This is a genomic window from Streptomyces sp. SID13666 (assembly GCF_010548325.1).
Taxonomy (GTDB): Bacteria; Actinomycetota; Actinomycetes; order Streptomycetales; family Streptomycetaceae; genus Actinacidiphila; species Actinacidiphila fildesensis.
This window is the reverse complement of record NZ_JAAGLX010000029.1, coordinates 70,920-85,146: the sequence shown is the minus strand read 5'-3', so window position 1 is coordinate 85,146 and position 14,227 is coordinate 70,920. Positions and strand designations below refer to the sequence as shown.

The window sequence follows — 14,227 nt, the reverse complement described above, 5'->3', positions numbered from 1 at the left end:
GTCCTCCCGGCCTGAAGAGCTCACACGGCCCGGTGCAGCCGGTCGCCCGCCGCCAGGATCGCGGCGGCGAGCGCGTCCGCGGCGTCGGCCGCGTCCGGGGCAGAACCGCGGCGCCGGCCGTGCAGCAGGACGAACTCGACGCCGCCGAGCTCCGGCAGGCCCGCCCGGGCCGGGACGGGGGCCAGGCCCGGCGGGATGAGCCCCTGGGCGTGCACCATCACGCCGAGCCCCGCGAGGGCCGCGGCGGTCAGCCCGCTCAGGGAGCGGCTGGTGCAGGTGATCCGCCAGGCGCGGCCCTGCCGGCCGAGGACGTCCAGGGCGCGGGCCCGCGTGATGCCGGGCGGCGGATAGACGATCAGCGGCACCGGCCGGTCGGGATCCAGCCGCAGCCGCCGGCCCTCGGCGGCGATCCACACCAGCTTGTCGCGCCAGACGAGCTGCCCCGGCCCGCCCTCGCCGAGCCGCTTGGCGAGCACCAGGTCCAGATGGCCGGCCCCCAGCCGCTCGTGCAGGGTGCCGGAGAGCTCCACGGTCAGTTCGAGGTCCACCTCGGGGTGGTCACCGCGGAACCGCTCCAGGATCTCCGGCAGCCGCGGCGTCGCCAGATCCTCCGAGACGCCGAAGCGCAGCCGCCCGCGCAGCCGGGTGCCCGCGAACCAGCCGGCGGCCCGTTCGTTCGCCTCCAGGATGGTGCGGGCGAAGCCGAGCATGGCCTCGCCGTCCTCGGTCAGGCCGACGCTGTGGGTGTCGCGGGAGAAGAGCCGGCGCCCGGTGGCCTCCTCCAGCCGCCGCACCTGCTGGCTCACGGTGGACTGCCGCAGGCCCAGCCGCCGGGCGGCCTGCGTGAAGCTCAGGGTCTGCGCGACGGTCAGGAATGTCTTCAACTGCGCGGGGTCGTACACTCCGCCAGGTTATCGCGGAATGTGATAACAATCAGAGTGGCCAGAGGGATTCCCGATCGCCATGATCAGGAGGAGGCTGGAGAGGCAACCCGCCCGCCCCGAGGGCGCGGGCCGCCCCACGAAGTAGGAGCAATGCGCCGCCCCACGTACCCCGCCTGGCTCCCGGTCGATCCGTTCATCGCGGCACTCCTCGGCACCGTCCTGCTCGCAGCGCTGCTGCCCGCCACCGGCGGCGCCGCCACCGCCGCGGGCGGCGCGACCGATGCGGCGGTGGCGCTCCTCTTCTTCCTCTACGGCGCCCGGCTGTCGACCCGCGAGGCCCTCGACGGCCTCAAGCACTGGCGCCTGCACCTGACCGTGCTCGCCTGCACCTTCGCGGTCTTCCCGCTGCTCGGACTGGCCGCCCGCGGCCTCGTTCCGTTCGCCCTGTCGCCGCAGCTGTACACCGGGCTGCTCTTCCTGTGCCTGCTTCCCTCCACCATCCAGTCGTCGATCGCCTTCACCTCCATCGCCCGCGGCAACGTGGCCGCCGCCATCTGCGCGGGCTCGTTCTCCAGCCTCATCGGCGTCTTCCTGACCCCGCTGCTGGCCGCCCTGCTGCTCGGTGGCGGTGGCGGGGTCTCGGCGGACTCGGTGCTCGACCTCGTACTGCGGCTCCTCGCGCCGTTCCTCGCCGGGCAGTTGCTGCGCCGCTGGACCACCGGCTTCCTGACCCGGCACAAGAAGGCCCTCGGCCACGTCGACCGGGGTTCGATCCTGCTGGTCGTCTACACGGCGTTCAGCGCGGGGATGGCCCAGGGCATCTGGCACCAGGTCACTCCCGTGCGGCTGCTGGAACTGCTCGTCGTGGAGGCCGTGCTCCTCGCGGTGATGCTCGCCCTGACGTCGTACGGCGCCCGCCGGCTCGGCTTCGACCGCGCGGACCGCGTCACCATCGTCTTCGCCGGATCGAAGAAGAGCCTGGCGTCGGGACTGCCGATGGCCACCGTGCTGTTCGGCGCGCAGGCGGGCCTGACGATCCTGCCGCTGATGCTCTTCCACCAGATGCAGCTGATGGTCTGCGCGGTGATCGCCAAACGTTGGGCGCGGCGGGACGGCGGCTCGGACCCGGACCCGGTCTCCCCGCAGGGTCAGCGCAGGAGGTTCACGACCAGCACCGCCAGGGCCATCGCCAGGAAGAGCAGATACGCGCCCAGCGCGCGCCCCCGGTCGCCCGCCCGGAGCTGACGCGACAGCACCCAGCCGAAGATGCCCACTTCGACGGCGGCGCCCGCCACCCCGAGCGCCGGAACCCACAGGCCGACGATCACCGCGACCGTGGCGAACAGATGCAGCACACCGAGCAGGGACACGACCCACAGGAACTGCCCCTGGAGCACACCCAGCCGGGTCAGTTCATCGAGCCGGGCGAGGCCGACTCTCGCACGGAACAGCGCGACGACCGCGGAGGGGACGACCTCGCACAGCAGCAGGGCCGTCAGCACCACGCTCAGCGTGAACACCGGATCCCCTAGCGCTGGGTGCGGACGCGGGCGAGTTGTCTGGACTGGGCGACCAACCGCCCCGTGGAGTCCCACACTTCGGCGTCCTCCTCCATGTAGCCGTCCGCGAAGTTCCGCGTCGAGTGGACGATGCGCAGCCAGCCCGGGGCGGGCTTCGCCCGTACGTGCACGGTCAGTTCCAGGGTCGGGGCCCAGCCGCCGATGCCCAGGTCGAAGCTGGTCGGGGGCAGCGCGTCCGCCGCCAGGAGCAGCAGCAGCGGGTCGGGCTCGCGCCCGTCCGGCATCCGCAGCCAGCCCCGGATGACGCCCCGGCCGGACGGTGCGCCCATCGCCCAGCCGACGGTGTCCGGGTCGAGCCGCAGATCGAGCCGGCTGAGCAGCTCCGCCTGCTCGACGAAGGACGGCGGCGCCAGTTCGGCGCCGACGCACTTCTCGGGCGGCGGCAGGTTCGGGGGAGTGGCGGTAGTGCGGATGTCGCCGGCCGCGTGGCGGTCCAGATCGCCGTACGTGGCGATGGCCCGCAGCCGCTCCTCGCCGCCCTGCAGCAGCGAGACGGTGCCCGTGGAGACGGTGCGGCCGCGCCGCAGGGTCTCGGTGCGCAGTTCCGCCGGACCCGCGGTCGACGTGGAAAGGTAGTAGGCAGTGATGGAGAACGGGTCGCTGTGCCCGTCCTCCCCGCCGCCGAGTTCGGTGGCCAGGGCGCGGGCCGCGAGCGCCAGCAGCAGGCCGCCGTTGATCCCCTTGCCGATCCGCCAGCCGCCGTCGAGCTCGGCATCGAAGACGGACGGCTCCCCGGACCGCGCCACCACAGCGGTCCCGCGGTCGAATTCGTACCCCTGATCAGTCTCACGGTCTGTCACACCGCGCAGCGTACGACAGCCCTACGGTGCGGCGGGGACCGGCCGGCACAGGGGGGGCGCACCCCGCCGGCCGGTCCCCGCCCGTGTGCGCGGACGGCCTCAGCTTCCGTCGGCCGCGGTCCGCAGGATGATCCGGTGCTCACCCGCGTACACGTTCATGGAGGAGCCGCGCAGGAACCCGACGAGGGTCAGCCCCGACTCGGCCGCCAGGTCCACCGCCAGCGACGACGGCGCGGAGACCGCGGCCAGCACCGGGATGCCGGCCATCACCGCCTTCTGGGCCAGCTCGAAGGACGCCCGGCCGGAGACCAGCAGGATCGACTCGGAGAGCGGCAGCAGATCCTGCTGCAGGGCCCGGCCGACGAGCTTGTCGACGGCGTTGTGCCGGCCGACGTCCTCCCGGACGTCCACCATCTCCCCGTCCGCCGTGAAGAGCGCCGCCGCGTGCAGCCCTCCGGTCCGCTCGAAGACCTGCTGGGCGGCCCTGAGCCGGTCGGGGAGGACGGCCAGCAGATCCGTGCCGATACGGACCGGGGGAGTGTCGTCGATCTTCCAGAGGGCGTTGGTGCGCACGGCGTCCAGGCTGGCCTTGCCGCACAGGCCGCACGAGGACGTGGTGTAGACGTTCCGCTCCAACGTGATGTCGGGGACGGTCACGCCCTCGGCGAGCCGGACGTCGACGATGTTGTAGGTGTTCGAGCCGTCCACCGTCGCACCCGCGCAGTACACGATGTTCGCGATCTGGTCGGCCCGACCGATGACGCCCTCACTCGCCAGGAACCCCACGGCGAGTGCGAAGTCGTCGCCCGGGGTGCGCATGGTGATGGCCAGCGCCTTGCCGTTCAGCCGGATCTCCAGTGGCTCCTCCGCCACCAGGGTGTCGGCGCGGTGTCCTGCCACGCCGTCCCTGATGCGGAGTACGCGGCGGCGCTCGGTGACCCGTCCCATAGCTGATCAGTCCCGGTTCTGTACATGCTGGAAGCCGAATCGGCCCTTGATACAGAGGTTGCCATGGGTGACCGGGTTGTCGTGCGGCGAGGTCACCTTGACCATCTCGTTCTCCTGGACGTGAAGGGTCGGATTGCACCCCACCCCGCAGTACGCGCAGATCGTCGTCGCCTCGGTCCGGGACTCCTCGTCCCAGGTGCCGGCCGCGCGCATGTCGAATTCGGTCCTGAAGGAGAGCGCCCCGGTGGAGCAGACCTCGATGCAGTTGCCGCAGTACACACAGGCCGATTCGGTGAGCGGCGCCTCGTGCTCGACGGCGATGTGGGAGTCGAAGCCGCGGCCTGCGACCGCGATCGCGAAGGAGTTCTGCCACTGCTCGCCGCACGCGTCCCGTAGAGTCTCAGGCCGCGCGACCCCCGTCGGCCACGACCGCCCCGGGCTCCTCTGGGGCGCGGCCGCCGCAGACGCCCTCGCGGTTCTGCCGCCGACGGACGATGCTGGGGCCGGACGCGTCGAACTGCTCCCGCTGCCACGGTAGGTGGGGGCGGAATCGCCGAGGTGGAGAGCGTCACCGCGGGTTCTCCGCATCCACAGGATGTACTCAGTAGACTGTAGACGAAAACCAATTCGCCGGGCCCGTACGTCAGGTGCGAGCCGCTCAGGAGGGTGGGGCGATGCTGTCCACAGGACTGCCTCAGGGGGCGGTACCCAAGCTGGAACGCCCCGGCCCGCTGCGCGAGCGCGTGTACGACGCCCTGCTCGAACTCATCACCACCCGCACCCTGCGCCCCGGCCAGCACCTCGTCGAGACCGAACTCGCCAGCCACCTCGGCGTCTCCCGGCAGCCCGTACGCGAGGCGCTGCAGCGGCTCAACACCGAGGGCTGGGTGGACCTGCGCCCCGCCCAGGGCGCCTTCGTGCACGAGCCCACCGAGGACGAGGCAGACCAACTGCTGGTCGTCCGCGCCCTCCTGGAGACCGAGGCGGCGCGGCTCGCCGCGGCCAACGCCCCGGCCAAGGGGCTCACCCGACTCGTCGAGCTGTGCGAGGAGGGCGAGCAGGCGGTGGCGGACGACGAGGTCGACGCCGTCGCCGCCGCCAACGCCGCGTTCCACGCCTACGTCATGACCCTCGCGGGCAACGCCGTACTGGCCGAGCTAGCGGCTCAGGTCGACCGCCGGGTCCGCTGGTACTACACCCCCATCGCGCGCACCCGCGGCATCCAGTCCTGGCACGAGCACCGCGAGCTGATAGACGCGATCGCCGCCCGCGACGAGGTCCGCGCCCAGCACGTGATGCGCGTCCACACCGAGCACACCCGCACCTCGTACCACCAGCGCGCCGACACGGCCTGACCCAGGAACGCGAGAGAAGACATGAGCGAGCAGCCGACCGCCGCGGGCGCCTTCGTCGCCGACGAGGACGTCAGGACGCGACTGCTGTATCTGCGCGGGAGTATCGACAATCTCGACGCGGCCCTGGTGCACCTGCTCGCCGAGCGGTTCAAGTGCACCCAGCAGGTGGGCGAGCTGAAGGCCGCCCACGACCTGCCGCCGGCCGACCCCGCCCGCGAGGCCGCCCAGATCGCCCGGCTGCGCAAACTGGCCGAGGACGCCCGGCTGGACCCGGCCTTCGCCGAGAAGATGCTGAACTTCATCATCGGCGAGGTCGTGCGCCACCACAAAGTGATCGCCGGCCGCTCCGCCGAGAGCGACGGGACCACCGAGGTCTGACCGGTCGCTCCTGGACATTCCCCGCTGCTCCCCGTCCCGGAAATCGTCCGAAAGTACGAGGCCGGAACGGGACAAACCGTCAAGGCTGGGCTTTCGACGCCGACCGGACGGAGATGACCACATGCTGGGGTACCAGGCAGTCGCGGCGGCCCCCCGCCGGGCCAGGGGGCGGCACCGGGCACGCACCGTCCCTTTGGGCGGGCGCCGGAACCGGCAGGCGGGCGGCGTCTACGGCACCATCCTGGCCAGCGCGCTGCTGATCGTCATGGACACCCGGCTCGACCCGCACCCGGTCGACGACGCCCTGTGGATCGTCATGACCGCGCTGGCGGCAGCGGCCATGCACGCCCATGTGCACAGCGTGGGAACACCGGGCCGTCCGCCCCGCCGGGTCCTCTACGACCTGGTCACCGGGCTGGCGGGGGAGTGGCCCCTGCTCGCGTCCGTCCTGCCCACGGCCGCGCTGCTGCTGCTCGCCGCCGGCACACCGCTGACCGCGTACACGGCGGTGTACGCAGCGCTCGTGGTGAACGCCGCGATGCTGCTGGGCTGGGGTGTGCTGACCGGCCGCCGCGGCGGCCGGAGCTGGCCTGCCGCCTTCCTGGCGGGCACCGGCGAGGTCGCGATCGGAGTGGGGATCATCGCGGTCACCGCGGCCGTGAAATGACCACCACCGAACACTCCGCTGACCAGCTGCCCGCTGTGGACCAGCCCGTTGTTGGAGGCGTTGTCGTTCTCCCCGAAGTAGTCCGGGGTCAGCGCCGCGAACACCGGGTAGAACGCCCCGCCGCCGAAGCCCGACAGGAAGGCGAAGACCAGGAAGAGCCACTCGCTGTGCGTGCTCCCGGCCCAGATCACGCCGAACTGCGGAGGAGCGCGCCGCCGAGTACATCAAGGCGCACGTGACGAAGCCGGTCGGCGGCTACGTCGCCGGCTTCACGGCGCCCGAGGGCAGGACCATGGGCCACGCCGGCGCCATCGTCTCCGGTTCGTCGGGCACCGCCCAGGCGAAGAAGGAGGCCCTGGAGGCCGCAGGTGTCCAGGTCGGCAGGACCCCGTCGGAAACGGCGCGGCTCGTCCGCGGCCTGCTCGGATGAACCGCATCGACGGCCTGCTGTCGCGCAGAGCCGCCCTCGGTGTGGCGCTCACCCCACTTGACCCGAAGTCGAAGCTTCCCAGAACCCGGGTCGCTATCGTCGCGTGCATGGACGCCCGCCTGGGCGTCGGGACGATGTTCGGACTGCGGCCTGGCGACGCCCATGTCATCCGCAATGCGGGCGGATGCGTCAATGACGACACCCTCCACTCGCTGCGCTTGAGCCAGACTGTAGGCGGGACCAGTGAAATCCTGCTGGCGCACCACGAGGACTGTGCGGCTCTCGGTGATCCCGCCGATGATCTACGGGCGTGTCTGATCCGGCTCCGTGACAACCAAGAGCTGCCCCATACCGATGTGGTGCGCGGCTTCGTCTACACGCGCGGTGGTGCTCTGCGCGAGATCCGCCCCGAACGAGCGGAGAACTGATGACCCTCATCCTCAAGCCCGGCACGGCTTGGTCCGACGCCTGGCGGCGTTGCGTCGAGGTCGCCCCGGAGGCCTTCCACGACGATCGCGTACTCAACTACTGGAACGGCCGCTGGCAGGCGGACGGCCGGCTGCTGCCGACCACCTCGCCCGTCGACGGTTCTCCCCTCGCCGCCCTCCCCCGGTTGGACGCGGCCAGCGCCCATCTGGCGGTACGGGCGTCGCTCGATCAGCACCGGGCGTGGCGGGAGGTGCCGCTCGCCGACCGCAAGGCGCGGGTGAGCGCCACCCTGGACGCGCTCACCGAGCACCGTGAACTCCTCGCGCTGCTGCTCGTCTGGGAGATCGGCAAGCCCTGGCGGCTCGCCCAGGCGGACGTGGACCGGGCCATCGACGGCGTGCGCTGGTACGTCGGCGAGATCGACCGGATGGTCGAGGGCCGGACCCCGCTGCCCGGGCCGGTCAGCAACATCGCCAGCTGGAACTACCCGATGAGCGTCCTGGTCCACGCGATGCTGGTGCAGGCGCTGGCCGGCAACGCCGTCATCGCCAAGACCCCCACCGACGGTGGTCTCGCCTGTCTCACCCTCGCCACCGCGCTGGCCGCCCGCGAGGGCCTGCCCGTCACGCTGGTCAGCGGCAGTGGCGGCGAGCTGTCCGAGGCGCTGGTCAGGGCCCCGGAGATCGGCTGTGTCTCCTTCGTCGGCGGCCGCGACGCGGGCGGCCGGGTCGCCGCCTCCGTCGCCGACCTCGGCAAGCGGCACATCCTGGAGCAGGAGGGCCTCAACGCCTGGGGTGTGTGGAACTACACCGACTGGCCCACCCTGACCGGGCACATCCGCAAGACCTTCGACTACGCCAAGCAGCGCTGCACCGCCTACCCGCGGTTCGTCGTGCAGCGCGAGACGTTCGACCAGTTCCTGACCGCGTACCTGCCGGGCGTCCAGGCCGTCACCTTCGGCCACCCGCTGGCCGTCGAGCACCCCGACGACGACCTGCCCGAGCTGGACTTCGGGCCGCTGATCAACGCGGCCAAGGCCAAGGAACTCGGCGACCTCGTCTCCGAGGCCATCAGCCGCGGCGCGGTCCCGCTGCACCACGGCTCCCTCGCCGAGGGCCGCTTCCTGCCCGGTCAGGACACCTCCGCGTACCTGCCGCCGGTCACCCTGCTCAACCCGCCCTCGACCTCTCCGCTGCACCACGCGGAACCGTTCGGCCCGGTCGACACCCTCGTCCTGGTCGACACCGAGGCCGAGCTGCTGGCCGCGATGAACGCCAGCAACGGCGCGCTGGTGGCGACCCTGGCCACCGACGACCAGGGCGCCTTCGACCGGCTCGCCCCGCAGATCAGGGCGTTCAAGGTCGGTCACAGCAAGCCGCGTTCGCGCGGTGACCGCGAAGAGCTCTTCGGCGGCTTCGGCGCCTCCTGGCGCGGTGCCTTCGTCGGCGGCGAACTGCTGGTCCGCGCCGTCACCGAGGGGGCGGCCGACGAGCGGCTGCCCGGCAACTTCCCCGACTACCGGCTGCAGCCCAGCTGATCCCCGGCCGTTCCCGGTGGTGACGGCGAGTGCCGTCACCACCGGGGCAGGTCACCCGATGCCCTGGTGGTCGGCGAGCAGCGCGAACTCACGGTCCGCGGCGTCCGGCACCTCACGCTCCACGGACTGCTCCACCAGCGCGCGATGCCGCTCCAGCGGCCTGCGCCGGTCCGGCGGCGCGAGCAGCAGCAGATCGTCGAGACCGGCCAGCAGCCGCCGGGTGACCTGCGGGCTGGTGGTCGCGCACAGCCGGATCTCGGTGAACCCCAGATCCACCAGATCACCCCAGGACGGCAGGTCCTGCACCAGCCGGACCGTCCCCGAACGGTCGGTGTGGTGCACCGCGCCCAGCGGCCGGTCCGCCACCGCCGCCAGGAACTGCACGATCCGGTCCAGACACTGCACGGCCGTCGTCGGATCGTTGATGGCCGACGAGAGCGCCCGCAGCCCGATGTCCGCCAGCTGCCGCAGCCCGAACCCCAGGTCCTGGTGGAACGTCCGCTCCACCCCCACCGACACCGCGGACCGCAGCAGCCGCACCGGCAGCCTGCCCTCGCTCGGGCCGTGCACCGTCAGCAGCGGCGTCCCCGGCACCACGAAGTCCCCGATCCGCGGCACCAGCCGCAGCACCGTCCCGCCCCGCCGCGCGATCCGCGACAGCCGCGCGATGTTCACGTCCCGCAGCACTCCCGCCCGCCCCCGGTGCGTGATCACCGAGACCTCCGCCGGCAGCGGCAGCGCCCCCTCGGGGGACCGCAGCGGATACGCCCCCAGCACCCGGAACGACTCCCGGGTGATCCGGTCGATCACATAGCTGACCCGCATCAGCCGGATCGTGGCGTTCACATACGCCACGAACAGCCCCAGGCTGATCAGCACCAGCAGCACCGCCGTCAGCAGCGTGAACACCGGCACACTGGTGACGAGCTTCGGATCCTTCTCCCCGTCGTACGCCGCTTGGCCCGCCAGCGAGAACAGGAACGTCGCGAGGAAGACCGCGAACGTTCCCTTGGTGATCCGGCTTCGCACATACAGCCGCACCACCCGCGGCGAGAACTGGCTGCTCGCCATCTGCAGCGCGACCAGCGAGATGCTGAAGACCACACCGATGAACGTCAGCATCGCCGAGCCCACCGTCGTCACGACGGACTTCGCGTCCTCCGCGATCTTGATCAACGACGTGACCGATTCGTAGTCGCCCTCGTCCTGGAGCGCCCCGATCAGCCAGGCGTCCAGCTCCCCGACCGCACCCGCCAGCACCAGCGCCCCGACCAACCCCACGGCGGGCGCGAACCAGAACGTGTCCCGCAGATGCTCCCGCAGCGGCGACAGCGCCCGTGGCCTGCGACTCTCACGGTGCGTAACCGTAGGTGACATATCGCTCACACCCGGACCCTACGTCCTCCCACCCCCCGAACCCGGGACCCCACCCACCCCCGCGCACGGCCCCCGGCACGGCGCCCAGGACGGCGTCTTATGCAGGTGAGAAGCACTCCGATTCCTTGGTATCGTTGTCCATGTCGCCGCGGGAAACCTCGGCACACACCCTGTCCGGGTGGCGGAATGGCAGACGCGCTAGCTTGAGGTGCTAGTGCCCTTTATCGGGCGTGGGGGTTCAAGTCCCCCCTCGGACACTTTTTGAAGTCCTCACAGTGTCGACCGATCTTCGGTCGGCACTGTTTGCGTTGGTGGCGCTTGCTCGGGTCGGCCCGAGCCGCCGCCCGACGAATCGCTCGCCGCCGGTAAATCCGCTGGTCAGGGCGGTGGTCGGCCCGGCACAATCGCCGTCATGGCCCGTACCCCGCACGATTCCGGATCCCTCGCCGACGCCCTGCTCACGGCGCTGGAACCGCTGCCCTACCCGGCGCGCATGCGCGTGCTCGCCCAGCGCGCACAGGACGCCGCCCGGCGCGGCGACCTGGCTGTGCTGCTGCGGGAGCTGTCGGGCCGCGGCACCTACGAACGGCGGCTGGCCGCCGCCGCGGCGGCCGTCGGACGTGACGTCGGTTATCTGCGGGACAGGATCGCGGATCCGGACGCGATGGTGCGCGGGTACGCGGTCAAGGCCGTCGAGCGCGGACACATCCCTGATGACGCGGTCATCGACGCGCTCGACGACGCTCCCGCCGCCGTACGCCGGCAGGTGGTTCGCGCGATCGTCGGCGGGCGGCGCTCCGCGCTCGCCGACCGGCTGATCGATCCCTACCGGACGTGCTGGGGCGACGAGGAGGCGGCCCGGCTGCTGGGCGGCTGCGGTACGGCGACCGTCGTACGGCTGCTGCCGGAACTGTCCCACGCCGTCAGGGGATGGACGCTGCTGGGCCTGCGGCACCCCGTGGCGGTGCTGGACGAGGCGGGACGCCAGCTCGAAGCGCTGCCGGAGACGATGCGCGACGCCTGGTGGGAAGGGCGGGTGGCGGGTGTGGCGGCGGCCGTGACGGCGGAGCCGGAACGGGTACTCGAGCTGCTGGAGCGGCTGTGTCCCGGGCCGCCCCCGGCCCGGATCCTGGACCGGATCGACGATCTCGTGTCGGCGGCGCCCGGCCGTACCCTGCGGTACCTGCTGGCCCCCGAACGGGCCGACGCGCTGCGGCGACGGGGCCTGAAGCGGTCCACCCTGCACCGCCTCGTACGCCTGGACCCGCCCGAACTGGCCGATCTCGGCCGTGCCATGAGCCAGGACCACGCGGCTCTCGCCAAGCTGCTCAAGGCGCAGCCGCCGTCCCGCCGCAACGCCCTGTTCGATGCCTGGACCAGCGGGCAGGACATGAGCCGGGCGGTCCTGAACCCGGTGCTGCTGGATGTCCTTCCGCGGGCGCGCCGCGAGTCCGAGGCGCGCCGGATGGCCGCTCAGGCGCGCGAGCGCGGCGAGTTCTGGACGACGGTGCTGACCGCGGTCTCCTACCTGCCGGTCGGGGAGGCGGTCGCGGAACTGACCGCCGCGACCCGCCGGTCCGAGGCGGAGGGCCGGGCTCAGGCCTGGCCGCTGCTGGTGCGCAACGCGGCGCGTTCCGGCGAGCCCGCGCGTGTCACCGAACTGCTGGGCAGCCTGGAACGACTGCGCAACGAACAGGACCCGGTACGGTCCGCCGCCCTCGAAGCGCTCGCCCAGACGCATCCCCGCCTCTTCACGGACGACAACACGAGCGTCCTCGAGCGCATCGCCACCGACGCGATCGAGGCGCGCGACTCGTCCTGGCGCACCCATCACGCCCTGCGCACGCTCGCCGTCGGTCTGCTGCGCGAACATGCCGTCAGCGGGGAGCGGCGGCTGGTCGGCTGGTCCCTGGGCACTCTGGAACGGCTCCACGGGCACACCGGTGGCGTTGATCTGGGCCGACTGGACCAGGGGCTGCGCCGTGGCCAGGAACATGAGGTGTTCGCGGCGCTGCGGCCGTGGCTGGAGGCGGGCGCCGAGAAGGCGGACCACGCGCTGACGTTCGCCCTTACCCGCTCGCTGGGCCGCCGCGCCCACGCCATGCCACAGCTGCGCGAACTGCTGTGGCAGGCGATCCAGTTCGGCGACAACGCGACCGTGCAGGAAGCCATCGGCTACTGGCTCGAGGGCTCGCCGGCCAGGGACGACGAGGTGGCCGTGATCCTCGCGCTCGAACCGTCGGCGGCTGTGCTGGGGCCCGTCCTGACCGTACTGACCGAGCACCGTACCGATCTGCTCGACGCCGTCCTGGGCGACACTCCGCCCTACGGGCGCTTCCTGGTCGAGGGTGCCCGATGGATGCCGTGGATCGACAGCTCGGTGAATCGTTGGCTGCCCCGCCACCAGGCCGCCGCGGCGCGGCTGCTGGCCCGGCGAGCGGGTGACGCCTCCCTGCCGATGCACGAGCGCACCGCGGCGATCGCCCAGGCCGCCGTCATCCCGGAGCTCGGCGCCGGCCTGGTCCGTCGCTTCACCGGGTCCTCCAGCGTTCCGCTCGCCGAAGCCGCGCTCGGCGCGCTGGTGTGGACGGACCGGCCGGGGGAGGCACTGCCGGAGCTGCTCGGCCACGTCGGGGGTGACCGTGCCCGGGTGGCCGCCTACGCGGCGACCCGCGCGACGCTGTACGTCGAGCCGTCCCGGCTGCACGCGCACCTGCGCGCCGTGCTGCTGCCCGAGGACGCCGCCTCCACGAAGGTGACGAGCCGCAAAGAGGCGGCCAGGCTGGCCGCCACCCGGCTTCCCCTGGCGGCCGCGGCAGACCTGCTCGCCGACACCTGCCGACGGGCCGGGCAGCACCATGACGTGCGGGCCGCGTGCGTGGCCTTCGCGACGGGGCTGCTCGGCTGCGAACCGGCCTGGGAACTGCTGGAGGCGGCGGCGACCGGAGGGCCGGAAGTGCGGCAGGCCGTGCTGCGCACCCAGCCGCTCGACATCGCGGACCGGCACCGCGGGCGCTACGCGCGACTTGTCACAGCCGTGTGCGAAAGCGCTGATACGGAAACCGCCCTGCGGGCGTTCGGAGCACTTCCGCGGTGGGCCCCCTGGGCGCCCGACGCGGCAGAGGTCCTGGTGTCCGCTGTCACCGACCTCGACAACCGGGAGACCTGGAGTGCGGCGGCCGGGGCGCTGGTCGTCCTGGCGATCTCCGAATCGACCGGCTCGGAGCAGGGCGGTCCGCTGGCCCGCGCTCTGACGTCGCTGGTGGCCGCCGCGGCTCTGCCGGACGAGCCGGACGCCGCCCCCGACCGTGACCGGCCGGCCCGGCGCCGGGTGCGGGCCCTCGTCGAACAGCTCGCCGTCCACGCCCGGATGACGGCGGGTGCCACCCGGCCCGTCGCCAAGGCGGCCGGCGAGCTCCTCGCCGGGTTCGACGCGTTCGTACCCGACGCGGTCCACATCCTGGTGAGCGCCGTGGATCTGGACGCCGAACCGGCGGTGCTCACGGCGGCCCTCGTCCGGCTGGTGCCGCTGAACGAGGGCCGGCCCGCGCTCGCCGTACGGACCGCCCAGATCCTGCGCGGACGGCTGAAGACCGCGGGGCAGCCGGGCACCCCGGACGGCCTGCTGCACGCGGCCCGCCGGCTGTCCACGGTGGACGGTTGTCTCGCGGGGCTGCTCGCCGTCGCCCTCACCGAGGTGGGGGGCAGACGCACCCAGTGGCCGGAGTCCTGGCGCGAGCAGCTGCGGCTGCTGCGCCGCCACCCGCACCCGGACGTCCGTGACGAGGCGCTGCTGCTGGCGACGGCACCCGAATAGGGCCGGGCGCGACGAACGCGCCCGG

Annotated in this window: 12 protein-coding genes, 1 tRNA gene and 3 pseudogenes; 9 read left to right on the top strand and 7 right to left on the bottom strand. The window is 72.4% G+C overall.

Translation table 11 applies throughout. The features are described from left to right. Positions 1 to 20: 20 nt before the first annotated feature. Positions 21 to 902, bottom strand: coding sequence for a LysR substrate-binding domain-containing protein (locus G3I60_RS29745; RefSeq protein ID WP_164295602.1), 882 nt, complete (start codon positions 900 to 902; stop codon positions 21 to 23). Between the two features lie 132 nt (positions 903 to 1,034). On the opposite strand from G3I60_RS29745, the gene G3I60_RS29740 reads away from it, so the two are divergent. Continuing rightward, the gene (locus tag G3I60_RS29740; RefSeq protein WP_164295601.1) at positions 1,035 to 2,129 is read left to right on the top strand and encodes a bile acid:sodium symporter family protein; all 1,095 of its coding nucleotides are present in this window, start codon (positions 1,035 to 1,037) and stop codon (positions 2,127 to 2,129) included. On the opposite strand, the gene G3I60_RS29735 is transcribed toward G3I60_RS29740, so the two are convergent. From G3I60_RS29735 to G3I60_RS29720, 4 genes and pseudogenes are all read right to left on the bottom strand, one after another. Next, positions 2,033 to 2,404 (bottom strand): DoxX family protein, encoded by a 372-nt coding sequence (locus G3I60_RS29735; protein WP_164295600.1) that lies wholly within the window; start codon positions 2,402 to 2,404, stop codon positions 2,033 to 2,035. The genes G3I60_RS29740 and G3I60_RS29735 overlap by 97 nt on opposite strands. 8 nt (positions 2,405 to 2,412) lie before the next feature. Further along, entirely contained in the window at positions 2,413 to 3,264 is an 852-nt protein-coding gene (locus G3I60_RS29730; protein ID WP_164295599.1) for a thioesterase family protein, read from the bottom strand. A gap of 99 nt (positions 3,265 to 3,363) precedes the next feature. Beyond that, positions 3,364 to 4,212: a formate dehydrogenase accessory sulfurtransferase FdhD gene (gene fdhD, locus G3I60_RS29725; protein ID WP_164295598.1), complete on the bottom strand. Its 849-nt coding sequence runs from the start codon at positions 4,210 to 4,212 to the stop codon at positions 3,364 to 3,366. Between the two features lie 6 nt (positions 4,213 to 4,218). Further along, a pseudogene (locus G3I60_RS29720) lies at positions 4,219 to 4,602 on the bottom strand (4Fe-4S binding protein); the annotation flags it as partial. A gap of 284 nt (positions 4,603 to 4,886) precedes the next feature. Here G3I60_RS29720 and G3I60_RS29710 point away from each other — a divergent pair. The 3 genes from G3I60_RS29710 (at position 4,887) to G3I60_RS29700 (ending at position 6,612) form a co-directional block, all read left to right on the top strand. After that, entirely contained in the window at positions 4,887 to 5,567 is a 681-nt protein-coding gene (locus tag G3I60_RS29710; RefSeq protein ID WP_164295597.1) for a GntR family transcriptional regulator, read from the top strand. A 21-nt stretch (positions 5,568 to 5,588) separates the two neighbouring features. Then, positions 5,589 to 5,945: a chorismate mutase gene (locus G3I60_RS29705; protein ID WP_138355728.1), complete on the top strand. Its 357-nt coding sequence runs from the start codon at positions 5,589 to 5,591 to the stop codon at positions 5,943 to 5,945. 121 nt (positions 5,946 to 6,066) lie between these two features. Beyond that, on the top strand, positions 6,067 to 6,612 hold the full coding sequence (locus G3I60_RS29700) for a hypothetical protein (protein WP_138355729.1): 546 nt from the start codon (positions 6,067 to 6,069) through the stop codon (positions 6,610 to 6,612). On the opposite strand, the pseudogene G3I60_RS45755 reads toward G3I60_RS29700, so the two are convergent. Then, positions 6,612 to 6,812, bottom strand: a pseudogene (locus G3I60_RS45755) (MFS transporter); the annotation flags it as partial. The gene G3I60_RS29700 and the pseudogene G3I60_RS45755 sit on opposite strands and share 1 nt — an antisense overlap. Here G3I60_RS45755 and G3I60_RS29695 point away from each other — a divergent pair. The 3 genes and pseudogenes from G3I60_RS29695 to G3I60_RS29685 all read left to right on the top strand — a co-directional run. After that, positions 6,812 to 7,042: pseudogene (locus tag G3I60_RS29695) on the top strand (succinate--CoA ligase subunit alpha); the annotation flags it as partial. The pseudogenes G3I60_RS45755 and G3I60_RS29695 sit on opposite strands and share 1 nt — an antisense overlap. Further along, the gene (locus G3I60_RS29690) at positions 7,039 to 7,470 is read left to right on the top strand and encodes a carbonic anhydrase (RefSeq protein WP_138355730.1); all 432 of its coding nucleotides are present in this window, start codon (positions 7,039 to 7,041) and stop codon (positions 7,468 to 7,470) included. The pseudogene G3I60_RS29695 and the gene G3I60_RS29690, both read left to right, overlap by 4 nt. Next, on the top strand, positions 7,470 to 9,008 hold the full coding sequence (locus G3I60_RS29685; RefSeq protein ID WP_138355731.1) for an aldehyde dehydrogenase family protein: 1,539 nt from the start codon (positions 7,470 to 7,472) through the stop codon (positions 9,006 to 9,008). Before G3I60_RS29690 ends, G3I60_RS29685 begins: the two co-directional genes overlap by 1 nt. Before the next feature lie 51 nt (positions 9,009 to 9,059). On the opposite strand, the gene G3I60_RS29680 is transcribed toward G3I60_RS29685, so the two are convergent. Next, a complete protein-coding gene (locus G3I60_RS29680) occupies positions 9,060 to 10,385 on the bottom strand; it encodes a DUF2254 domain-containing protein (protein ID WP_164295633.1) in 1,326 nt (441 codons plus the stop codon). A gap of 172 nt (positions 10,386 to 10,557) precedes the next feature. Here G3I60_RS29680 and G3I60_RS29675 point away from each other — a divergent pair. Then, positions 10,558 to 10,642: transfer RNA gene (locus tag G3I60_RS29675), tRNA-Leu, on the top strand. Positions 10,643 to 10,797: 155 nt separating this feature from the next. Beyond that, on the top strand, positions 10,798 to 14,202 hold the full coding sequence (locus tag G3I60_RS29670) for a hypothetical protein (protein WP_164295596.1): 3,405 nt from the start codon (positions 10,798 to 10,800) through the stop codon (positions 14,200 to 14,202). The last annotated feature ends 25 nt before the right edge of the window (positions 14,203 to 14,227 follow it).